Source organism: Ruegeria sp. CL5, from assembly GCF_056536485.1.
Map to the genome: position 1 here is coordinate 72,940 of NZ_JBQFPS010000010.1, position 20,641 is coordinate 93,580.

At 54.6% G+C, this 20,641-nt stretch carries 23 protein-coding genes; 12 read left to right on the top strand and 11 right to left on the bottom strand.

All coding sequences use genetic code 11. The features are described 5' to 3' along the window. Positions 1–97 precede the first annotated feature (97 nt). From hslU to ACR0IU_RS16510, 3 genes are all read left to right on the top strand, one after another. On the top strand, positions 98–1,405 hold the full coding sequence (gene hslU / locus ACR0IU_RS16500; RefSeq protein ID WP_480717013.1) for an ATP-dependent protease ATPase subunit HslU: 1,308 nt from the start codon (positions 98–100) through the stop codon (positions 1,403–1,405). Positions 1,406–1,502: 97 nt separating this feature from the next. Beyond that, a complete protein-coding gene (locus ACR0IU_RS16505) occupies positions 1,503–2,600 on the top strand; it encodes an alpha/beta hydrolase (protein ID WP_480717014.1) in 1,098 nt (365 codons plus the stop codon). Further along, a complete protein-coding gene (locus ACR0IU_RS16510) occupies positions 2,597–3,817 on the top strand; it encodes an MFS transporter (protein ID WP_480717015.1) in 1,221 nt (406 codons plus the stop codon). Before ACR0IU_RS16505 ends, ACR0IU_RS16510 begins: the two co-directional genes overlap by 4 nt. Here the strand turns inward: ACR0IU_RS16510 and ACR0IU_RS16515 are convergent. From ACR0IU_RS16515 to ACR0IU_RS16525, 3 genes are read right to left on the bottom strand one after another with little or no spacing between them, the layout of a single operon-like run. Next, positions 3,814–4,401, bottom strand: a complete 588-nt coding sequence (locus ACR0IU_RS16515) for a Smr/MutS family protein (RefSeq protein WP_480717016.1) — start codon at positions 4,399–4,401, stop codon at positions 3,814–3,816. The two genes, ACR0IU_RS16510 and ACR0IU_RS16515, sit on opposite strands and share 4 nt — an antisense overlap. Beyond that, positions 4,401–5,441 carry a murein transglycosylase A gene (mltA, locus tag ACR0IU_RS16520; RefSeq protein WP_480717017.1) on the bottom strand — a complete coding sequence of 347 codons (1,041 nt, stop codon included), beginning with the start codon at positions 5,439–5,441 and terminating at the stop codon, positions 4,401–4,403. The genes ACR0IU_RS16515 and mltA overlap by 1 nt, the downstream gene beginning before the upstream one ends. Next, complete coding sequence (locus ACR0IU_RS16525) at positions 5,438–6,100, bottom strand: Tim44/TimA family putative adaptor protein (protein WP_010442987.1); 663 nt, start codon at positions 6,098–6,100, stop codon at positions 5,438–5,440. Before ACR0IU_RS16525 ends, mltA begins: the two co-directional genes overlap by 4 nt. Before the next feature lie 108 nt (positions 6,101–6,208). Here ACR0IU_RS16525 and ACR0IU_RS16530 point away from each other — a divergent pair, with 108 nt between their 5' ends. Continuing rightward, entirely contained in the window at positions 6,209–6,709 is a 501-nt protein-coding gene (locus ACR0IU_RS16530; RefSeq protein ID WP_480717018.1) for an FxsA family protein, read from the top strand. 54 nt (positions 6,710–6,763) lie between these two features. Beyond that, positions 6,764–7,264 (top strand): protein-export chaperone SecB, encoded by a 501-nt coding sequence (secB, locus tag ACR0IU_RS16535; RefSeq protein ID WP_010442985.1) that lies wholly within the window; start codon positions 6,764–6,766, stop codon positions 7,262–7,264. 25 nt (positions 7,265–7,289) lie between these two features. Here secB and dnaQ read toward each other — a convergent pair whose 3' ends face one another. The 4 genes from dnaQ to ACR0IU_RS16555 are packed head-to-tail and all read right to left on the bottom strand — an operon-like array spanning position 7,290 to position 10,024. Continuing rightward, positions 7,290–8,012, bottom strand: coding sequence for a DNA polymerase III subunit epsilon (dnaQ, locus tag ACR0IU_RS16540; RefSeq protein ID WP_480717019.1), 723 nt, complete (start codon positions 8,010–8,012; stop codon positions 7,290–7,292). After that, entirely contained in the window at positions 8,005–8,598 is a 594-nt protein-coding gene (coaE, locus tag ACR0IU_RS16545; RefSeq protein ID WP_480717020.1) for a dephospho-CoA kinase, read from the bottom strand. Before coaE ends, dnaQ begins: the two co-directional genes overlap by 8 nt. Next, entirely contained in the window at positions 8,595–9,428 is an 834-nt protein-coding gene (locus ACR0IU_RS16550) for a shikimate dehydrogenase (protein WP_170773574.1), read from the bottom strand. Before ACR0IU_RS16550 ends, coaE begins: the two co-directional genes overlap by 4 nt. Further along, a complete protein-coding gene (locus tag ACR0IU_RS16555; RefSeq protein ID WP_480456960.1) occupies positions 9,425–10,024 on the bottom strand; it encodes a Maf family protein in 600 nt (199 codons plus the stop codon). Before ACR0IU_RS16555 ends, ACR0IU_RS16550 begins: the two co-directional genes overlap by 4 nt. Before the next feature lie 403 nt (positions 10,025–10,427). On the opposite strand from ACR0IU_RS16555, the gene ACR0IU_RS16560 reads away from it, so the two are divergent. The 7 genes from ACR0IU_RS16560 to ACR0IU_RS16590 all read left to right on the top strand — a co-directional run bounded on the left by ACR0IU_RS16560 (position 10,428) and on the right by ACR0IU_RS16590 (position 17,803). Further along, on the top strand, positions 10,428–10,877 hold the full coding sequence (locus ACR0IU_RS16560) for a CopD family protein (protein ID WP_480717021.1): 450 nt from the start codon (positions 10,428–10,430) through the stop codon (positions 10,875–10,877). Between the two features lie 126 nt (positions 10,878–11,003). Then, positions 11,004–12,275, top strand: a complete 1,272-nt coding sequence (gene rho, locus ACR0IU_RS16565) for a transcription termination factor Rho (RefSeq protein WP_480717022.1) — start codon at positions 11,004–11,006, stop codon at positions 12,273–12,275. Positions 12,276–12,305: 30 nt separating this feature from the next. Beyond that, positions 12,306–13,592 (top strand): tRNA uridine-5-carboxymethylaminomethyl(34) synthesis GTPase MnmE, encoded by a 1,287-nt coding sequence (gene mnmE / locus ACR0IU_RS16570; RefSeq protein ID WP_480717023.1) that lies wholly within the window; start codon positions 12,306–12,308, stop codon positions 13,590–13,592. A 12-nt stretch (positions 13,593–13,604) separates the two neighbouring features. Further along, positions 13,605–15,473, top strand: a complete 1,869-nt coding sequence (mnmG, locus tag ACR0IU_RS16575; RefSeq protein ID WP_480717024.1) for a tRNA uridine-5-carboxymethylaminomethyl(34) synthesis enzyme MnmG — start codon at positions 13,605–13,607, stop codon at positions 15,471–15,473. Then, positions 15,470–16,093 (top strand): 16S rRNA (guanine(527)-N(7))-methyltransferase RsmG, encoded by a 624-nt coding sequence (rsmG, locus tag ACR0IU_RS16580; RefSeq protein ID WP_480717025.1) that lies wholly within the window; start codon positions 15,470–15,472, stop codon positions 16,091–16,093. The genes mnmG and rsmG overlap by 4 nt, the downstream gene beginning before the upstream one ends. Beyond that, positions 16,086–16,889 carry a ParA family protein gene (locus ACR0IU_RS16585; RefSeq protein ID WP_480717026.1) on the top strand — a complete coding sequence of 268 codons (804 nt, stop codon included), beginning with the start codon at positions 16,086–16,088 and terminating at the stop codon, positions 16,887–16,889. The genes rsmG and ACR0IU_RS16585 overlap by 8 nt, the downstream gene beginning before the upstream one ends. A 20-nt stretch (positions 16,890–16,909) precedes the next feature. Beyond that, entirely contained in the window at positions 16,910–17,803 is an 894-nt protein-coding gene (locus ACR0IU_RS16590) for a ParB/RepB/Spo0J family partition protein (protein WP_480717027.1), read from the top strand. Here the strand turns inward: ACR0IU_RS16590 and ACR0IU_RS16595 are convergent. The 4 genes from ACR0IU_RS16595 to rph are packed head-to-tail and all read right to left on the bottom strand — an operon-like array spanning position 17,793 to position 20,618. Next, positions 17,793–18,146, bottom strand: a complete 354-nt coding sequence (locus tag ACR0IU_RS16595) for a YbaN family protein (RefSeq protein WP_170542541.1) — start codon at positions 18,144–18,146, stop codon at positions 17,793–17,795. The genes ACR0IU_RS16590 and ACR0IU_RS16595 overlap by 11 nt on opposite strands. Positions 18,147–18,149: 3 nt before the next feature. Continuing rightward, positions 18,150–19,304 (bottom strand): radical SAM family heme chaperone HemW, encoded by a 1,155-nt coding sequence (gene hemW / locus ACR0IU_RS16600; protein WP_480717028.1) that lies wholly within the window; start codon positions 19,302–19,304, stop codon positions 18,150–18,152. Then, complete coding sequence (gene rdgB, locus ACR0IU_RS16605) at positions 19,294–19,908, bottom strand: RdgB/HAM1 family non-canonical purine NTP pyrophosphatase (RefSeq protein WP_170471090.1); 615 nt, start codon at positions 19,906–19,908, stop codon at positions 19,294–19,296. The genes hemW and rdgB overlap by 11 nt, the downstream gene beginning before the upstream one ends. Next, positions 19,905–20,618, bottom strand: a complete 714-nt coding sequence (rph, locus tag ACR0IU_RS16610; protein WP_480717029.1) for a ribonuclease PH — start codon at positions 20,616–20,618, stop codon at positions 19,905–19,907. Before rph ends, rdgB begins: the two co-directional genes overlap by 4 nt. Between the last annotated feature and the right edge of the window lie 23 nt (positions 20,619–20,641).

The following is a 20,641-nucleotide window of genomic DNA, read 5'->3' on the forward strand; positions in this document are numbered from 1 at the left end:
TGTGCTGTCTGTGAGTTGCCGTGATCTTTCCGTGATCGGCTTGTGTTTTCGCGCCGTATGATTAGGTTTCGCAGCGAAACATACGGATAGAACACTTATGACCGACCTGACCCCGCGCGAGATTGTCTCGGAACTGGACCGCTTTATCATCGGGCAGAAAGATGCAAAACGCGCCGTCGCCGTGGCGCTGCGCAACCGCTGGCGGCGCAAACAGTTGCCGGATGATATCCGCGACGAGGTCTATCCGAAAAACATCCTGATGATCGGTCCCACCGGCGTTGGCAAAACAGAAATCAGCCGCCGTTTGGCCAAGCTGGCCCGCGCGCCGTTTATTAAGGTTGAAGCCACCAAATTCACCGAGGTTGGCTATGTCGGCCGTGATGTTGAACAGATCGTGCGCGATCTGGCCGATGCTGCGATCCTGCAAACCCGCGAATTCATGCGGGAAGATGTCAAAGCCCGCGCCCATCAAGCCGCCGAGGATCGCGTGATCGAGGCGATTGCAGGCACCGACGCCCGCGAAGCCACGCGTGAGATGTTCCGCAAGAAGCTTAAGGCCGGCGAGCTTGACGATACCGAGATCGAATTGGAGCTGTCCGATACCTCAAACCCGATGCCGATGTTCGACGTTCCGGGCCAACCCGGCAGTCAGATGGGGATGATGAATCTGGGCGATATATTCGGCAAAGCCTTCGGTGGTCGCACGGTCAAGAAGCGCATGACTGTCGCCGAAAGCTACGATGCCCTGATCGGGGAAGAAGCCGACAAGCTGCTGGACGACGAAACCGTCACCCGCGTTGCGTTGGAGTCTGTTGAGCAGAACGGCATCGTGTTTCTGGATGAGATCGACAAGGTCTGCGCCCGCTCGGACGCGCGCGGTGGCGATGTCAGCCGGGAAGGGGTTCAGCGCGACCTGCTGCCGCTGATTGAAGGAACCACAGTCAGCACCAAACATGGCCCGGTGAAAACCGACCATATCCTGTTCATTGCATCCGGCGCGTTCCATATCGCCAAGCCGTCCGACCTGTTGCCGGAACTTCAGGGTCGATTGCCGATCCGCGTGGAACTGCGAGCGCTGACCGAAGAAGACTTCGTGCGAATTCTGACCGAAACCGATAATGCGCTGACCCTCCAGTACACCGCCCTGATGGGTACCGAAGAGGTCACGGTCAGCTTCACTGAAGACGGAATCGCAGCCTTGGCCCGTATCGCCGCTGATGTGAATCAGAGCATTGAAAATATCGGTGCGAGGCGGCTGTACACAGTGATGGAGCGCGTATTCGAAGAGCTTTCATTCACCGCGCCGGATCAAGCGGGCGCCGAGATCACCGTTGATGCGGGTTTCGTAAACGACAATCTGGGTGAATTGACAAAATCGACTGACCTCAGCCGTTACGTTTTGTAACAGCAGCAAGCCGGTTTTTGCCTGTTGCTCGTGCCCTCGGTCTAGACGCGCGATGGGAATGCGATAGCGTAGTGCTGTAACCGTGTAGGGACATACCGTGCTGCGCTATCTGATCATCTTTATAACCATGTCGTTACTGACCGCCTGCGCGGACCGTTCGATAACCGAGATCACGCCCGAAGCGCTGAAGGTCGGTACCCCTGCAACGGTCTTTGCAGCAACAACCCGCGCGCGCGACATGGATGGTAGCTATGGCGCAAAACGCGCCGAGGCTTTGCGGTATCTTGAGATGACCGTCTCGATCCCGCCGTCGCACACGCCGGGTGACCTAAATTTTTCCTACGCGAACCCGAATCCGAACAAACAGTTTGTTGTAGCGGATGTTACCGAGTTTTCAGGTCCGCAAGATCTAACGGCCCGGTTGCGTGGCGTGGATGACGTGGTGATCTTTGTCCACGGCTATAACGCAACGCAAACCGAAACTGCCTTTCGTGCAGCCCAGCTAAGCCATGATATCGGTATCCCCGGAACCACTCTGATCTATTCCTGGCCCAGCCAGGCGCGCGGAACAGGATATGCCTATGATCTGGACAGTATGCTGTTTGCCCGCGATGGGTTGGAGCAGACGATCCGGCTGCTCAAATCAATGGGCGTCAATCGGGTTATCCTAATCGCGCATTCGATGGGCAGTGCATTGTCGATGGAAATGATGCGGCAAGCCGAACTGCGTGAACCCGGCTGGTCAAACCGCAATCTGGAGGGGGTTATCCTGATCTCGCCCGATCTGGATGTCGATCTGTTTAGGTCACAGATGAACAGTATCAAAAACCCGCCAGATCCGTTTGTGGTGATGGTATCTAGGAAAGATAAGATCCTAAACCTGTCGGCGCGGTTGCGCGGTACTGCGGACAGTAAGAGGCTGGGCAATATCAGTTCGGCCGACGCATTGGCCGAATACCCGATAAACGTGATCGACACGACCGCATTCAACAGCGATGCAGGGTCGTCCCATTTCGTGGCTGCAACCTCGCCCGCACTTCTGGCGATTCTCAGCTCGGTCCGCAGGGTCAGCAATACATTCGGTCCTGACCGGCCCGGCATAGATGTGCTCGTACCTCCCAGCGAACGCAATACGGATGGCGCGACAGAAATCATTCTGACCGAAACCGGGCAGGCGCAGGTCAGCACCCCGTGACGCGATCCGGCCTTCGTCGCTTTCTGATCCAGAATGCAAACTGGCTGGGTGCGGGAGTTCTGCTGACCTTTCTCTCTAGCTTTGGACAGACCTTTTTCATCTCGATCTTCGCAGGAGAAATTCGGGCGGAATTTGAGCTAAGCCACGGAGCCTGGGGTGGGCTCTATTCGCTTGGCACAACCGTTTCCGCTTTGGTGATGATCTGGGCCGGAGGTCTTACTGATATCTTTCGCGTACGTGTGCTGGGCCCTGCGGTTTTGACCGGCCTGGCATTGGCCGCGTTGGCAATGGCACTGAATGTTTGGCTTATTCTGTTGCCCGTTGTGGTCTTCTTTCTCAGACTTCTCGGTCAGGGGATGAGCAGCCATCTTGCGGCCGTCGCGATGGCGCGCTGGTTTACAGCGACACGAGGCAAGGCTTTGTCGATCGCAACATTGGGGTATGCAATCGGAGAGGCACTATTGCCCCTGACATTCGTTGCTGCTCTGGCGTTTCTGGATTGGCGCTGGTTATGGGGGCTTGCAGCTTGCATAACCCTTTTGGGTATTCCCGTACTGATCCGGTTGCTGCGTCAGGAACGAACACCGCAAAGCTTGGCGACCAATGCCTCGTCTTTCGGCATGCAGGGTCGCCAATGGACGCGTCGCGAGGCACTGTTGAACCCGTTGTTCTGGTTTATGACACCCGCAATCCTTGCGCCTTCGGCGTTTATCACCGCCTTCTTTTTTCATCAGGTGCATCTCGCCGAAATCAAAGGCTGGCCCCACATACAACTGGTCGCTCTGTTCCCGGTCTTCACAGGGGTTTCGATCCTGTCGATGTTTGCGGCGGGCTGGGCGTTGGACAAATGGGGCACGACCCGGATGATGCCCTATTATCAATTACCGATGGCCATCGGATTTGCGATCCTGTCGGTCTCAACTTCGATTGGCGGGGCATTGATCGGAATGGTTTTCCTGGCCCTTACAGCTGGCGCGCAAAATCCATTGCCCAGCGCCTTTTGGGCCGAGTTCTATGGCACGCGCCACATAGGAGCAATCAAGGCCATGGCCGCTGCAGTGATGGTTCTGGGTTCAGCAATCGGACCGGCGTTGACCGGTATGTTGATCGACAAAGGCGTTTCACTGAACACTCAATTCTTCTGGATCGCAGCATTCTTCTTGTGCGTTTGCGGCTTGGTTTGGATCGGCATAGCACGCGCACTTCAATCGGGTTAGCGAACCCGCCTGAGGTACACGTAGTAAGCCCCATCGCCACCGTGGCTGATATGTGCGGGCGTCACCTGCATCACCGCCTGCGTTAAGGGTGGAATAGAAAGCCAGTGTGGCACTTGATTGCGCAAAACACCGCGCGGGGTCGGAATTGGCCCGGGCTCGTCGCGATCCTTTCCCTTGCCAGTAATAACCAGCACCAACCGCTTGCCTTGCGCTTGCGCGGTCAGGATAAAACGCACCAAAGCGGGATGGGCTGCGCTCATACGCATCCCATGCAGGTCCAGCTTGCCCTCAGGCTTTAGCTTGCCACGTTTCATGCGCGCAAATGCCTTGGTATCCATTCGCACAGGATTTGCCCGCAATCCTTCGGTGATCGAGGGTTTGAGATTATTACGCGTGGGTTTGGATTGCGCTGTCTGGCCCAACTCAAACGCTTCGATGCGCGCCCTTGGGGTCTTGGTCGGTTTGGGTTTTGGCAATGTCGTGGGATGGACGGTCTGCGGTATTTCGGGGTGCAATCGTTCAGCTTGTTTGGTGACCTTGCGCCACAGCTCGATCTCTTCTGACGTCAGTTTGCGCCGTGTCATCAGAATTCATCCGGTAACAGGGCATAGGCTCGCTGGATCGGCAAAAGCACGACCATACGACCGGGGTCTTTCAGACGGCCAGCGGCTTGCCCCGCCTCATCCCCAGTACCAAAGAAAATGTCCGCCCGCTGGGCGCCCTTAATGGCCGAACCGGTATCCTGCGCGATCATTAATCGCCGTAACGGGGCCTTGCCATCCTTCTCAACCCAAACCGGCGCCCCGAGGGGCGTATATGCCGGATCCGCCGCGATGCTGCGCATCGTGGTGACCGAGCGATTCATGGCCCCCAGAGGTCCGAGTTCTGGGGCAACCCGGTTCACTTCACGAAAGAACACATAAGAGGGGTTGTGAAACAACAACTCGGCACCGGCTTCGGGGTTTTTGCGCACCCAGGCCCGGATCATCTGCGCACTGACCTCGTGCGCGCCCAGCGCCCCGCGACGGATCAACTCGGCTCCGATTGAACGATAAGGGTGCCCGTTCGCTCCGCCATATCCCACGCGTAGCGCGCTGCCATCGGGCAAGCGAATACGACCGGAACCCTGAATTTGCAGAAAGAACAACTCGACCGGGTCATCGACCCATGCGATCTCAAGCCCGCGGCCCGTCATCGCGTCTCCGGTCAGCAATTCGCGGCGATTAAGCCACCGATCAGCGCCTCGCGCCTCGGGAGGCATCCGGTAGAGCGGATAGCGGTATTTGCTGGTTGGATATTTAGAGCCGTCCAGTTCGGGTTCAAAATACCCTGTGAACAACGCGTCATCGCCGTCTTCAACCAGAACCGGTCGGAAAAACAGCTCAAAAAACGACCGTGCGGCCTGAGGTTCATAGGTCCTGGCAACGCCACACAGCGCCTGCCAATCCGGATCCTTCAGATCGCCGCAGGTGTTCAGAAAAACTGAAAGGGCTGCCCCGTGATCGTCGGCAGCCCAGCCATCAAGGTTATCAAATGACAGGATGGATCGCGTCGCCTCGGCTCCGGCGGCGCTGGCAGTGGTCATGACGACCCCCAGTAGAAGCGACCGAATCGCTGCAATCATGCGTCCGTGGCAACAAGTAGCCAGTTCGGATCGTCCGCGCCCATTACACGAGCAAAGGTCCAGCTGTCCTTTTGGCGTTTAACCGTATTGGGGTTGCCTTCGATGATATCCCCCCCGCGATCACGTACGACCGAGGTCAGCTCACCGATAAAGCGCATGGTGATCTCGGCCTGATTGCTGTCCTTGTCGAACGAAACATCTGCCAGAGTAGTTTCACGTACGCCGACAAATTCGGCTTCGATGGTCAGGCCCTTGTCTTCACGATCAGCGACCACAGAGACAAAACTGTCAAAAACCTCTTCGGACAAGAAAGGTTGAATCTCGTCCAGGTTGCCTTTTTCGAACCCCATCACGATCATTTCATAGGCACCGCGCGCACCCTGAACAAATTCACTAACGGAAAAACTGGGCTCAACCCGCTTCATCGCGGCCAGAGTTTGCGCTTGCTCACTGTCTTCGGCGACATGGTCGGTAATATCGTGATCCGGCCCGCCATCGATTACCTCGAAATCACGGCGCGTACCATTGGTATCTGGCTGTTGTTGAAGGGGTGGTTTTTCAAACCCTTCGCGTGTGCCCAATACGCTTTTCAGACGCAGGATCAGGAAAACGGCAATTCCGGCCAGGACCAGCAACTGGATCATAGGGTTGTCGCTCATTTCATACTCTTTTCAGCGCCAGGACTTTGTGAACCCGGCCTCAAGCCACTATGTAGGTGACAGTTGGGCGCAAGTCCACAGCCCGGCACATGCTAAAGGATACCGCAAATGTACCTGTTCTTGGCTTTTTTATTAGTTCCGATCATTGAGATCGCCCTGTTCATACAAGTTGGCGGGCTGATCGGACTATGGCCAACGCTTGCAATCGTAGTCCTGACCGCCGTTCTGGGCACTGTATTGGTCCGGACACAAGGTCGCACGGCATTGGCCAATCTACAACGATCCTTTGCCGAATTGGACGACCCGACTGAACCGCTTGCACATGGGGCTATGATCCTTTTGTCGGGTGTATTGCTGTTGACCCCCGGATTTTTCACCGATGCGGTTGGTTTTGCATTGCTGGTTCCGGGCATCCGCGTTGCTGTGTTCCGCTATCTGAAATCCAAGACGACCATCACCCAATTCCAAATGGGCACCGGCGCACAGTTTCGATCAGGTCCAGACCCGTTCAATCAGGACGACGTGATTGATGGTGAATTCACTGAAGTCCGGCCGCGTAACGAACCCGGAAAGCCCTCTAAATGGGTGGAAGGTCCGCACCAGCATTGAGGTACCGCGCCCAAATTGATAAGCAGTGTCGAATTTCAATTCCGGAGTAAGTAAATGGCCGAAGAAGACGCCAAAGAAAACACAGCGGCACAAGCCGCACCACAGGTTCAAATGCGCGTCCTGGGGCAATTCATTCGTGATATGTCTTTTGAGAACGTGATGGCGCAGAAAGGCGTCTCAGGCGATGTACAGCCAGAGATTTCGGTTCAGGTGAATCTGGATGCCAAGAAGCGCCCGACCGAGCATCAATTCGAAGTTTCGATCAAGCTGAAGCTGACTTCTAAAGCCAAAGGCCTGGAAGACGTATTGTTCCTGTGTGAGATCGACTATTGCGGGTTGTTCCACGTGGAGGGCGTGCCCGAGGATCAAGTGCATCCGTTCCTTATGATCGAATGCCCACGCATGCTGTTCCCCTTCCTGCGTCGCATCGTCAGCGACATCACCCGCGACGGTGGGTTCCCGCCGGTCAATCTGGATAACATTGATTTCGTGGCACTTTATCGCAACGAACTGGCACGCCGTCAGGCCGCACAAGCGCAAAAAACCGACGCTTAAGACATTGACCCGCGGCTGGCTATGGTCAGGCGCGGGTCCACAGGGCATTGTCGCCCAGTTTTTCCACAAATTCCTGATGTGCTGCGCGTTCATCCTCGGTAATCCGGGGTGGCAATGCATTGGGTCGTGCCGTTGGGCGCCATTCTTCTCCGCCTCCGGCCATCGCGGTTGTAGTTGCCGACAGGCCGAAATCAGGCTGACGTCCTCCGATCAGCTCCAGATACACTTCGGCAAGGATCTCCGAGTCCAGAAGCGCCCCGTGTAACACCCGGTTCGAATTATCGATACCAAACCGACGACACAACGCATCCAGCGAGGCGGGCGAGCCCGGGAACCGTTTACGCGCTATGGCCAGTGTGTCGATTGCCTGATCCATGGGAATCAGTGACGCGCCCATCCACCTCAACTCGGCATTCAGAAACTTCATGTCGAACGAGGCGTTGTGGATCACCAGCTTGGCGTCGCCCACAAAATCGCGAAATCCTTGCCCAACTTTGGCAAAGACAGGCTTGTCCTTAAGCGTCACTTCGCCTTTTTCCGGCGGGCGTGGATTCTCCAGCAAGTCGGGGCCGATTCCGTGAATACCGAACGCCTCATCAGGCATTGAGCGTTCCGGGTTGATATAGACATGATAGGTCTCTCCCGTGGCCACGTGGTTCCACAGCTCCACTGCGCCGATCTCGACAATCCGGTCACCGCTTTCAGGATCAAACCCGGTGGTCTCGGTATCGAGTACAATCTCACGCATCTGCCATCCCCGCCCGTATCTGCCTGATCACATCCTGCACCCGCACGCGGGCATGGTCCAGACTATCCGTTTCAATCACAAAATCAGACCGGGCACATTTCTCGTCATTAGTCATCTGTTTGGCACGGATCTGCTCAAACTGTTCCTCAGTCATCGTACCACGCGCCATGACGCGTCGTTTTTGTTCATCAGCCGGAACCCGGACACAGACCACGGCGTCCATTACAGTTTCACCGCCGGTTTCAAACAACAATGGAATGTCAAACACCAGGATATCGGCTGAGGTCGCTGCACGAAACGCCGCGCGATCCTCGGCAACCAAAGGGTGTACGATATTCTCAATTATTTTCAATGCATTAGAATCATTCGAAATGATCTTTTTTAGAGCTTCGCGGCTAACGGCTTCCTTCACAATCGCAGATGGAAACGCGTTGCGCATGGGCTCAACTGCAGAACCACCCTTTGCATAAAGCCGATGGACCGCCGCATCCGCATCCCAAAGAGCGCACCCTTCATCTGCGAACATCTGAGCGGTCGTGCTTTTGCCCATCCCGATTGATCCGGTGAGCCCGAGTGCAAAACTCATGCCAAGGCCGCCGCGCGCGTTTCGGGATCAACTTCAGGACGGACACCGAACCAGCGTTCAAATCCGGGAACAGCCTGATGCAGCAGCATTCCCAACCCGTCGACAGTGGTACATCCCGCCTCTTCCGCCTGTTGCAAGAGACGCGTTTGAAGCGGTGCATAAACCAGGTCGGTGACAACAGCGCCGGGTTGCAATCCGTCCAGCGGAACGCGCAGTTCCGGCTGCCCCTGCATACCCAACGAAGTCGTATTGACGACCAGTTCGGCATTCTCGATCACGTTTCCTGCCTGCACCCAATCCACGACTGTGATCCGCTGGCCGAATTCTTCTTTCAAATGATCGGCGCGCGTGCGCGTGCGGTTTGTCAGCAAGATTTCTGGCACGCCAGCCTCTGCCAAAGCCTGCAAAACAGCACGGGCGGCACCACCTGCACCAAATACAACCGCCGGACCATCCGCCGGGTTCCAATCCGGCGCACCCGCGCGCAGATTTGCCATGAAGCCGTACCCATCCGTATTGTCCGCATGAATCGAGCCATCCTCGCGAAATACAAGTGTATTTGCCGCCCCGATGACCGAGGCCCGGTCCGAGACGTGATCTGCCAAACGCAAAGCCGCTTCCTTGTGCGGCACAGTCACATTGGCCCCAACAAACCCGGCTTTGGGCAGCGTGTGCAGAACAGTTTCCAGATCGGCCGGCGCGACATCCATCGGGATATAATGCCCTGCCAACCCATAGGTTTTCAGCCAATGACCGTGCAGCTTTGGTGACCGGGAATGCGCAACCGGATGCCCAATCACTCCGGCCAGAGGAATTCGATGGTCCGTCATTGATCGATCACTCCCTTCACGGCCAGCAAATTAAGCAGCTCCAACAGGGGCATACCCAAGACGTTAAAATAGTCGCCGTCAATGGTAGCGAACAGACGTGCACCTTCTTCTTCCAGCTTATAGGCCCCCACCGCATGACGAATGCTTTCCCAGTTGCGCGCCACATAATCGCGCAGATAGGCATCCGAGCTGGCCCGCATCCGCAAGCGCACCTGACCGACATGCCGCCAGATCGGTTCACCATCCTGATAGATCACCGCGGCGGACAGCAACATATGCCGCTTGCCGCGCATTGCTTTTAGCTGCGCCAGTGCTTCTTCCGGCGTTTCCGGTTTCGACAGAAGCTGACCATCGAAGTCCAGAACCTGATCACAGCCCACGACCATGGCACCCGGAACCTTGTCACTAATTTTACGCGCCTTCATCTCGGCCAGTGCATCAGCGATATCGCGGGGCGATGCCCGCTCGGCCAATAGCGAACGCTTGGCCGTATCTTCATCCACACGCGCGATCTGAACTGAAAACGGGACGCCTGCGTTTTTTAGCAGCTGCGCGCGGATCTCGGACCCCGAGGCAAGGACTATGGGGACAGTCATGTGGAAAACCCCGTGTGCAAATCATTGAGTAGTCTTGAACGGTTTGTATGGCTTTCCGGTTGACACGCAACCCCGGGAATTTGGAGCAAGACTTCCCCGAGTCGCCCGGATCCTGTCCAGATGGGACAAGGATAAGTCGAAAAGATCGGATAAGCAGGCTATCCCAAGATACCCTATTGGTTATCCACAGATAATATTATAAGTGATCACAGTAAGTATCTGTAATTATGTTGTTTTTAGAAATATCAATAGATCCTACAGCTCAGCTAATTGTTTTGTCCACCTGGGGAAAAATGCAGGACAAAAAAGTAATCCACCGATTTTGATCTCCCTACAAAACCATCTTCCTTTTTCTTTCTTTATTTTTTTATTAGGAGGGTTCAAGGCAGATCCGGGAAGCCCGATGACCGACATTCTTTTCGCAATATACCCTTGGGTGAAATCACTGCACATCATGGCGGTGATTTCTTGGATGGCCGGGTTGTTCTATTTGCCCAGACTGTTTGTGTATCACGTCGAAAAAGCGCAGGCCGTGAATGGTGCGCAGGAAATTTTCTTCGAAATGGAAGAAAAGCTGATGCGCGTGATCATGCGTCCAGCAATGATCGTGGCCTGGATCTGCGGGCTGATCATGGTGTTCACGCCCGGTATCGTCGGATGGGATTGGAGCTGGCCTTGGGTCAAAGGTGCAGCTGTGATCGGGATGACCTGGTTTCATCATTGGTTGATGGCCCGGCGCAAGGACCTTGCTGAGGGGCGAAATAAGCTGACTGGGCGGCAGTATCGCATGATGAATGAGGTTCCGACCATTCTGATGGTTGTGATCGTTCTGGCGGTCGTACTGAAGTTCTAAGGGCCTGTTTGACTCTTCTTAAGTAAGCGCTTATCTATCGCGTAACGCGCCCGTCCGGGCGAGGTATCTTCCGTTCTGAAATTCCACTCTGGTGCCGCGATCCAAGCGGCCAAGGTCCGTATCATCATGACAACTGAAACTCTGAATCTGGCCGATCTTAAGGCCAAAAGCCCAAAAGACCTTCTGGCGATGGCCGAAGAGCTTGAGGTCGAAAACGCCTCAACCATGCGCAAAGGCGAGATGATGTTCCAGATTCTGCGCGAACGTGCGGATGAGGGTTGGACCGTTGGCGGCGATGGCGTGTTGGAAGTGCTGCAGGACGGGTTCGGTTTCCTGCGCTCGCCTGAAGCGAACTACCTGCCGGGCCCAGATGACATCTATGTTTCGCCTGACATGATCCGTAAGCATTCGCTGCGCACCGGAGATACGGTTGAAGGTGAGATCAAAGCGCCTGACGAAAACGAGCGTTACTTTGCGCTGACCAACGTCACCAAGATCAACTTTGAGAATCCGGAAAAAGCCAAGCACAAGATCCTGTTCGACAACCTGACGCCTCTGTACCCAGATGAGCGTCTGAAAATGGAAATCGAAGATCCAACCATCAAGGATAAGTCGGCCCGCGTAATTGATCTGGTTTCTCCGATCGGTAAGGGTCAGCGTTCGCTGATCGTAGCGCCGCCGCGGACCGGTAAGACGGTGATCCTGCAGAACATCGCGCATTCCATAGAACAGAACCACCCGGAGTGTTATCTGATCGTCCTGCTGATCGACGAACGCCCGGAAGAGGTGACCGACATGCAGCGCTCGGTGAGGGGGGAAGTTGTGTCTTCGACCTTCGATGAACCTGCAACGCGCCACGTGGCCGTATCCGAGATGGTGATCGAAAAAGCGAAGCGTCTTGTCGAACATAAACGAGATGTTGTTATTCTTCTCGACTCGATCACAAGACTTGGTAGAGCGTTTAACACCGTGGTGCCTTCCTCGGGTAAAGTTCTAACCGGTGGTGTAGACGCAAATGCCCTTCAACGGCCCAAGCGCTTCTTTGGTGCTGCGCGGAACATTGAAGAGGGTGGTTCGCTGACTATCATCGCCACTGCGCTGATCGATACCGGCAGCCGGATGGACGAGGTGATCTTCGAAGAATTTAAAGGCACCGGTAACTCGGAAATCGTTCTGGATCGCAAGATCGCGGACAAGCGTGTGTTCCCGGCCATAGACATCCTCAAGTCCGGCACAAGGAAAGAGGACCTGCTGGTCGATAAGGGTGATTTGGCCAAGACCTTCGTTCTGCGCCGCATCCTTAACCCGATGGGTACGACCGATGCGATCGAGTTCCTGTTGTCGAAGTTGAAACAAACGAAGACGAACGGCGAGTTCTTCGATTCGATGAACACCTGACACAGGTCTTAACCAACGCGAGGCCTTCGAATGGATACGATATTCGCCTTGGCCAGCGCGCAAGGCAAAGCAGGGGTGGCGGTCATCCGCCTCTCTGGCCCGCATGCGCATTCTGCGGCCAACATTTTGGCCGGTGGAGGCCTGCCATCACGCGGGATGACGGTTCGGACGCTTAGCGCCGCCGATGGGACGCGGTTGGATGAGGGTTTGGTCCTGACCTTCAAGGCTCCCTCCAGCTTTACGGGAGAGGACGTGGCCGAACTTCAGATTCATGGTAGCATGGCTTCGGTTAACGCCGTATTGGCATCTTTGTCGGATATGGATGATCTCCGTCTGGCAGAGCCGGGTGAGTTTACCCGGCGCGCTTTGGAAAACAGTAAGATGGATTTGGCGCAAGTCGAAGGCCTTGCAGATCTGATTGACGCAGAAACCGAAGCGCAGCGGAAACAGGCGCAAATAATTTTGGCAGGTGCTTTGGGCAGCTTGGCTGAAGGGTGGCGGCGCGATCTGATCCGTGCGGCATCCTTGCTTGAGGCTGTGATTGATTTTGCCGATGAAGAGGTGCCCACAGATGTAACGCCCGAAGTCCGCACATTGATTTCAGATGTCATGGGCGAACTGACCCGAGAGGCGAAAGGTGTTCGCATCGCTGAGCGGATCCGCTCTGGCTTTGAAGTTGCCATTGTTGGTCTTCCAAATGCGGGGAAATCGACTTTGTTGAATGCCTTAGCTGGACGCGAGGCGGCTATTACGTCTGAATATGCCGGGACAACGCGTGATGTGATCGAAGTTCGTATGGATCTTGCAGGATTACCAGTTACTCTGCTTGATACAGCCGGTTTGAGAGAAACCGAAGATCATGTCGAAAATCTAGGGATCGAGCTGGCCCGCAAACGGGCCTATGCTGCTGACTTGCGTGTATTCCTAACGGATACACCTGACGATTTAGGTATTCAGATGCAGGAAGATGACATTCACGTTTTGCCAAAATCTGACTTACGAGCAGCTGATGGGTGTGGAATATCCGGTAAAACCGGGCAGGGAATTGACCACCTTATCGACAATATATCGTGTATCTTAAGTGATCGGGTTACTAGCCATGGTATTGCGACTCGCGAGCGCCATCGCGTTGCGATGACAAAGGCAGCGGAAGCGTTGGCTGCGGGACAGACAGTTCTGGAATCGGGACCAGATATGTATGATATAGCAGCTGAGGAACTGCGAACAGCCATTCGCGCTCTTGAATCTCTGGTTGGACGAATAGATGTCGAAACCCTTTTGGATGAGATCTTTGCTAGTTTCTGCTTAGGTAAGTAAGGAGTGTTTCACGTGAAACATTCGAAATTTGATGTTGTTGTTATCGGTGCTGGGCACGCAGGTACCGAAGCCGCACATGCAGCAGCGCGCATGGGCGCAAAAACTGCATTGGTAACTCTGTCCGAACAGGACATTGGCGTCATGTCGTGTAATCCTGCGATTGGTGGGCTAGGTAAAGGACATCTGGTTCGAGAGATCGACGCTCTTGACGGAGTAATGGGGCGCGTCGCGGATCGTGCAGGTATTCAGTTTCGTTTGTTGAACCGGCGCAAAGGCCCGGCTGTTCAGGGTCCCAGGGCGCAAGCGGACCGGGCCCTTTACCGGGCTGCCATGGCAGAAGAAACTGAGAAACAAGACAACTTATCAGTTATCACAGGGGAAGTAATTGACTTCCTGATGGACGGTCATCGTGTTGTCGGAGTCAAGCTAGCAGACGAATCCGAGGTTCCGGCGCAGGCAGTTATTTTGACGTCTGGAACATTCTTACGCGGAGTAATCCATATCGGGGACGAGTCTCGGCCCGGAGGTCGTATGGGCGATCGCCCATCAATTCGGCTGGCAGAGCGCTTAGATGCGTTTGCCTTGCCCATGGCAAGACTGAAGACTGGTACGCCTCCCCGATTGGATGGCCGGACCATAAATTGGGATATATTGGAACGTCAGGATGGCGACGCGGAGCCAACCCTTTTTTCATTCATGTCTAGGTCGGTGACAGCCCCACAAATTGCATGTGGTATAACTCACACGAACGCACAAACGCATGAGATTATAGAAAAAAATCTATCGCGTTCTGCCATGTATGGCGGGCATATCGATGGTGTCGGCCCAAGGTATTGCCCGTCCATTGAAGATAAGATCGTTCGATTTGCGGACAAGGAGTCCCATCAGATATTCTTGGAACCGGAAGGGGTTCAGGATAATACAGTATACCCAAATGGTATTTCTACCTCGTTGCCGGAAGATGTTCAGGCTGCCTACGTTCAATCGATTGTTGGACTAGAACATGCAAAAATCCTGCAACCAGGATATGCGATCGAATACGATTATGTTGACCCGCGTATCCTGTCGGCGTCTTTGTCCGTTCCTGATGTGCCTGGTCTATATCTTGCGGGTCAGATCAACGGTACTACAGGATATGAGGAGGCGGCTGCACAAGGCTTGGTCGCCGGGTTGAATGCTGCGTTAGAGGTGCAGTCTCGAGCGCCTTTCTATTTTACCCGTTCAGACAGCTACATCGGGGTGATGATTGATGATCTTACCACCCGCGGGGTTGCTGAACCTTATAGGATGTTCACGTCACGGGCTGAGTTTCGGCTATCCCTCCGTGCTGATAATGCAGATCAAAGACTGACCCCGATAGGGGAGGAACTGGGCTGTGTTGGGGCGCAGCGCCGGGGCCTATTCGCGACTAAGCTCGAAAAGCTAGCGGCTACCAAGGCCAGCCTAACTGCGCGAACGTATACTCCCAAAGAAATTTTGGCTGCAGGGATTAATGTCAATCAGGATGGAAATCGCCGCGACGGGATGGCTGTACTCGCCTTTCCTGACGTGTCCTTTGAAAATATTGTCCTGCTTGAACCTGAATTGGAAGGGACAGAGAGGGAAATCCGCCGTCAGGTTGAACGCGATGCCTTGTATGCAAACTACATAGCGCGCCAGCAACGTGATGTTGAAGCAATGAAGCGAGACGAGGCTCATGAAATACCTCGGGATTTTAACTATTTTGGGCTGGACGGATTGTCGTCGGAAATGAAGCAAAAGCTGTCACAAGCCAAACCGGCCAATATTGCTCAAGCTGGTCGCGTTGAAGGTGTGACACCGGCTGCATTAACTTTAGTCCTGGCTAAGCTCCGGCGCGACGTGAAGGCTCGCAACGCATGAAAGGTCAAGACGTTGCCATCGCTGAGAAACTGAATGTTTCACGTGAAACATTCGAACGTCTCGCGATCTATGTTGCATTGCTTGAGCGTTGGAATCCGAGAATCAATCTAATTTCAAGGAACAGCCTAAAGGATATCTGGGTTCGTCATATTCAAGATTCAGTTCAAGTATTCAGAACATCAAAGCCTGTGGATCATTGGGTTGATTTAGGCAGCGGCGGCGGGTTTCCCGGAATGGTCTGTGCTATTATGGCAATAGAGTCCACACCAGAAACCCGATTTACGCTGGTTGAAAGTGATCAGAGAAAATCAGCATTTCTTCGAAATGTGGCCCGGGAATGCGGGGCGAAATGCACGGTCTTAGCACGAAGAATTGAAGCAATTGATCCCTTGGGTGCGGATATCTTGTCGGCTCGGGCATTAGCGGATTTGACCAACTTATTATCTTTTTGCGACAGGCATTTAGGTAAAAATGGTGTAGCTTTGTTGCCAAAAGGCGCAACCTGGAAAAAAGAACTTTCAGACGCACGCAAGGAATGGAATTTCGACGCCGAACCTATTAAAAGTCTTACAGAACCTCAGTCTGTTATCCTGAAAATCAAAGGAGTTGCGCGTGGTTGATCTGTCTCGTCCTGCCGGACCTCGGATAATCGCGGTTGCCAATCAAAAAGGCGGGGTGGGGAAAACCACGACTGCAATCAATCTGGCAGCTGGGTTGGCCGAGGCAGGTTGCAAGGTTTTGGTCGTAGATCTGGACCCCCAGGGCAATGCCTCAACGGGATTGGGGGTCGAAGATCGCGATTGGACAACCTATGACCTAATATTGGACGACGCATCGTTGGAAGCAGTGGTACAGGAAACAGAAATTAAAGATCTTTTTGTAATTCCGGCCACCGTTGACCTAAGTTCAGCAGATATTGAGCTGATCTCGAATGAGAAACGCAGCTATTTATTGCATGATGCGCTGCGCCAGACGGCGATTGACTCGTTTGATCTGGATTTTGTTCTGATCGATTGTCCGCCATCTTTGAATTTGCTCACTGTAAACGCCATGGTAGCAGCTCATTCTGTCCTTGTGCCCTTGCAAAGCGAGTTCTTTGCGCTCGAAGGCTTGTCGCAGTTGATGCTGACTATCCGCGAAGTACGTCAGACCGCGAATCCTGACCTCAGGATCGAAGGTGTTGTGTTGACCATGTATGACAACCGCAACAACTTGTCCCGTCAGGTCGAAAAGGACGCTCGTGACAATCTTGGTCAGATGGTATTTAAGACCAGGATACCAAGAAATGTGCGGGTCAGCGAGGCGCCATCATATGCGCTTCCAGTACTGCAATATGATTCGGGCTCACTCGGGGCGATGGCATATCGGCATTTGGCGCGAGAAGTCATGCATAAGAACAACAAAGTAGCCATCTAAGTGGCCGTCAGGAGGGCAACATGAATGCCAGGAAAGGAAAACCCCGAGGACTAGGTCGCGGATTGTCGGCATTAATGGCTGATGTGGCACCAGAAGCAGATGGTCGTATCTCGTCGGAACCTCGCCGCCCCGACCTTACAGTGCCCATTGAGAAGCTGCAGGCAAACCCGGATCAGCCGAGACGTCGATTTGCGCAAGAGCAGCTGGATGAACTTGCCGCATCAGTCAAAGAAAAAGGCATTATTCAACCTTTGATTGTGCGCAGTATAGCAGGTGGCCAATATGAGATTGTCGCCGGTGAGCGCCGGTGGCGCGCCGCTCAGATGGCGCAACTCCATGATATTCCAGTAATTATTCGCGAATTTGATGATACCGAGGTGCTCGAAGTCGCGATTATCGAGAATATTCAGCGTGCTGATCTGAATGCCGTGGAGGAAGCCGCAGGTTTCAAGCAGTTGATGGATCGCTTTGGTCACACGCAGGAAAAACTTGCCGAAGCTTTGGGTAAAAGCCGAAGCCATATTGCCAACCTGTTGCGTCTGCTGTCTTTGCCGATGGATGTGCAAACACTTGTGATTGAGGGGAAATTGTCTGCCGGTCATGCAAGGGCCTTGATCACAGCAGAAGATCCTTCGGAATTGGCCAAACAAGTTGTGCGTGACGGTCTTTCCGTGCGGGCTACTGAAGCGCTGGTCAAAAAACAACAAGGTGGTCCGGATAAGCCAGCGCTGAAATCCAGAAATCTGAATGCTGGGAAAGATGCAGATACGCGCGCCCTAGAAAAGGATTTGTCAGCTATTCTGGCAATGAAGGTTACCATCAACCACAAACCCGGATCAGAAACGGGGCAGGTGGTTTTGTCTTATGAAAACCTTGATCAGCTGGATGATCTTTGCGCAAAGCTTAGCCGCTAGGGCGGGTCCAGATAAAAAGCATGACGCCGCTTAGCACAACGGCCTGAATGATCAGGACGTGTGAAGGCATGGACAGCAACACCGACAGACCAAATACGGCGGCAACCGACAGGGTGGCCGCCTTTTTTGCGCCAGGCCTAATTACGCCCGAGCTCTGCCAGTCGACAATTAGCGGACCAAAGGTTTGATGGGTTAGCAGCCAATTATGTAGCCTTGATGAAGAGCGCGCAAAGAAAAATGCCGCGAGCAGAAGAAACGGCACTGTTGGAAGCAAGGGTAAGACCACTCCAACCATGGCGAGCGCGACGCAGACCAACCCCAGACCAGCCCAGAGATATTGCATTTGTTACTCCAATAGCTCTCGGATAACGGCATTGAGAACGGCGCGGCCCTGAGATGTGGCGCGTAGCTGGCCGTCTTCCAGGATCAACATGCCCAGATCGGCCAGCGTATCAAGTTTTTCCTGCGGCAGGTCTTCGCCCGAGAGTTGCTTGTATCTATCTATATTTAGGCCCTCTGCAATCCTAAGGCACATCATAAGGTATTCAAACGCTTGTTCACGCTGTGTTAGTTGGAACCGGTTGCTTTCTCCACTTCCATTTTCAACGGCGGCCAGCCATTTGGTTGGCGAAAGAAAGGTCTCGGTCGCAAATTTGAGGCCATCAAGGGTGATCCGCCCGTGTGCACCTGGCCCGATACCCACGTAATCACCATAGCGCCAATAGATCAGGTTGTGCTGAGACTCCGCTCCGGATCGGGCGTGGTTTGAGACCTCATAGGCGGGTAAACCATGGGCCTCGCATATCTCTTGCGTGGTCAGATACATATCCGCCGCGCTGTCATCCTCGGGCAGACCGCGGAGCTTACCAACTGCATAGCGATCTCCGAACGCCGTACCCTCTTCGATGGTGAGTTGATAAAGCGACAGGTGATCGATCGCCATCGACAGGGCCTCAGCCAACTCAGCGCGCCACGCGCCCAGAGTTTGATGTTGTCGGGCATAGATCAGATCAAAACTGACACGGTCAAAGCAGCTACGGGCAATATCAAAAGCGGCGCGGGCTTCAGCCACAGTGTGAATACGACCCAGGCGGCGCAGGTCATCGTCGTTGAGGGCCTGCACACCCATTGAAATACGGTTCACACCTGCATCGCGATAGGCTGCAAAGCGACCGGCCTCGACTGAGCCGGGGTTGGCTTCAAGCGTGATCTCCATATCGTTGGCGGGGCGCCAAAGGGCGCGGGCCTCGTCGATGATGGCAGAGATGGTGTCCGGCGCCATCAGCGATGGCGTGCCACCTCCAAAAAAGATCGTGTTAAGTACCCGACCTTGCGTTTCATTGGCTGCGCGTTTAAGCTCATTCAGATAGCTATTAAGCCATTGTTTTTGAACAATATTTCTTGAAACGTGACTGTTGAAGTCACAATAAGGACACTTGGCCTCGCAAAAGGGCCAATGCACATACAGGCCAAAGCCCCCGTTGCGCCAATCATCCGCCAAAGCAGCCTTTCACGAACATCTCCACCGCGCGGCCGCGATGGCTGATCTTGTTCTTTTCCCAACGGTCCATCTCGGCAAAGGTAATGTCGTGCCCTTCGGGGACAAACATTGGGTCATAGCCAAAGCCATCCTTGCCACGAATTGGCCATGTTAAATGTCCAGGGGCCACGCCCTCGAACACCTCGTCATGCCCGTCGGGCCAGGCCAGAACCAGAGTACAGCGGAATTGCGCTGTGCGAGGGTGGGCAGCGCTCTTCGCTTCCAGCTCGTTATGTGCGCGGGTCATCGCCATCAGAAAATCACGGCCATTGCCGGTTTCTGCCCAATCGGCGGTGTAGACGCCTGGCGCGCCATCCAGCGCGTCGATGGTGATTCCGGAATCGTCCGACAGGGCGGGCAGGCCGGTGGCTTGCGCGGCGGCGTGGGCCTTAATCCGGGCGTTGCCGACGAAGGTATCCTCTGTCTCTTCTGGTTCAGGCAGGGCCAATTCACCAGCACCCACGACGGCAACACCAAAGGGTTCGAGGAGATGTGCCATCTCCTCAAGCTTGCCTTTGTTGTGCGTGGCGACAAGCAGCTTGTCCCCGTTGAACTTACGAGTCATGCGGTGGCAGCTTTCTGTGCGGCAGCCAGTTCAGCCACGCCCTTTTCCGCCAGATCCATCAGTTGGTCCATCTGTGCGCGGCTAAAGACGGATCCCTCGGCACTCATTTGCACTTCGATTAGTTTGCTAGAGCCGGTCATGATGAAGTTGCCATCGACGCCGGCCTCGCTGTCCTCGGGATAGTCGAGGTCCAAAACTGGCTGACCCGCGTAGATTCCGCAGGACACGGCGGCGACGGGATCAACCAAAGGGTCCGAAATAACATCGCCTGTTTTCATCAGCTTATTCACTGCCAGACGCAACGCCACCCAACCGCCAGTGATCGATGCACAACGTGTGCCGCCATCGGCCTGAATTACATCGCAGTCGACAGTGATCTGGCGTTCACCCAATGCAACTCGGTCTACACCGGCACGCAGAGCACGGCCGATCAGGCGTTGAATCTCTACGGTGCGGCCACCTTGCTTGCCGCTTGCCGCTTCACGCCGCATCCGCGTATTCGTCGCGCGGGGCAGCATGCCGTATTCGGCGGTGACCCAGCCCAGGCCCGAGCTTTTTATAAATGGTGGAACGCGGTCCTCGATCGTGGCGGTGCACAGTACATGGGTGTCACCCATCTTGATCAGGCAGGAACCTTCGGCATGTTTGGTAAAGCCGGTTTCAATTGAAACGGCGCGCATTTCGTTTAGATCACGTCCTGAGGGTCGCATGGAAAATCCTTTGTTTGCTGGGT

Coding starts and splice junctions, on each gene's coding strand:
- hslU (WP_480717013.1), top strand. CDS start 98: ATGACCGACCTGACCCCGCGCGAGATTGTCTCGGAACTGGACCGCTTT.
- ACR0IU_RS16515 (WP_480717016.1), bottom strand. CDS start 4,401: ATGACACGGCGCAAACTGACGTCAGAAGAGATCGAGCTGTGGCGCAAG.
- mltA (WP_480717017.1), bottom strand. CDS start 5,441: ATGATTGCAGCGATTCGGTCGCTTCTACTGGGGGTCGTCATGACCACT.
- ACR0IU_RS16525 (WP_010442987.1), bottom strand. CDS start 6,100: ATGAGCGACAACCCTATGATCCAGTTGCTGGTCCTGGCCGGAATTGCC.
- ACR0IU_RS16530 (WP_480717018.1), top strand. CDS start 6,209: ATGTACCTGTTCTTGGCTTTTTTATTAGTTCCGATCATTGAGATCGCC.
- secB (WP_010442985.1), top strand. CDS start 6,764: ATGGCCGAAGAAGACGCCAAAGAAAACACAGCGGCACAAGCCGCACCA.
- dnaQ (WP_480717019.1), bottom strand. CDS start 8,012: ATGCGTGAGATTGTACTCGATACCGAGACCACCGGGTTTGATCCTGAA.
- coaE (WP_480717020.1), bottom strand. CDS start 8,598: ATGAGTTTTGCACTCGGGCTCACCGGATCAATCGGGATGGGCAAAAGC.
- ACR0IU_RS16550 (WP_170773574.1), bottom strand. CDS start 9,428: ATGACGGACCATCGAATTCCTCTGGCCGGAGTGATTGGGCATCCGGTT.
- ACR0IU_RS16555 (WP_480456960.1), bottom strand. CDS start 10,024: ATGACTGTCCCCATAGTCCTTGCCTCGGGGTCCGAGATCCGCGCGCAG.
- ACR0IU_RS16560 (WP_480717021.1), top strand. CDS start 10,428: ATGACCGACATTCTTTTCGCAATATACCCTTGGGTGAAATCACTGCAC.
- rho (WP_480717022.1), top strand. CDS start 11,004: ATGACAACTGAAACTCTGAATCTGGCCGATCTTAAGGCCAAAAGCCCA.
- mnmE (WP_480717023.1), top strand. CDS start 12,306: ATGGATACGATATTCGCCTTGGCCAGCGCGCAAGGCAAAGCAGGGGTG.
- rsmG (WP_480717025.1), top strand. CDS start 15,470: ATGAAAGGTCAAGACGTTGCCATCGCTGAGAAACTGAATGTTTCACGT.
- ACR0IU_RS16590 (WP_480717027.1), top strand. CDS start 16,910: ATGAATGCCAGGAAAGGAAAACCCCGAGGACTAGGTCGCGGATTGTCG.
- ACR0IU_RS16595 (WP_170542541.1), bottom strand. CDS start 18,146: ATGCAATATCTCTGGGCTGGTCTGGGGTTGGTCTGCGTCGCGCTCGCC.
- rdgB (WP_170471090.1), bottom strand. CDS start 19,908: ATGACTCGTAAGTTCAACGGGGACAAGCTGCTTGTCGCCACGCACAAC.
- rph (WP_480717029.1), bottom strand. CDS start 20,618: ATGCGACCCTCAGGACGTGATCTAAACGAAATGCGCGCCGTTTCAATT.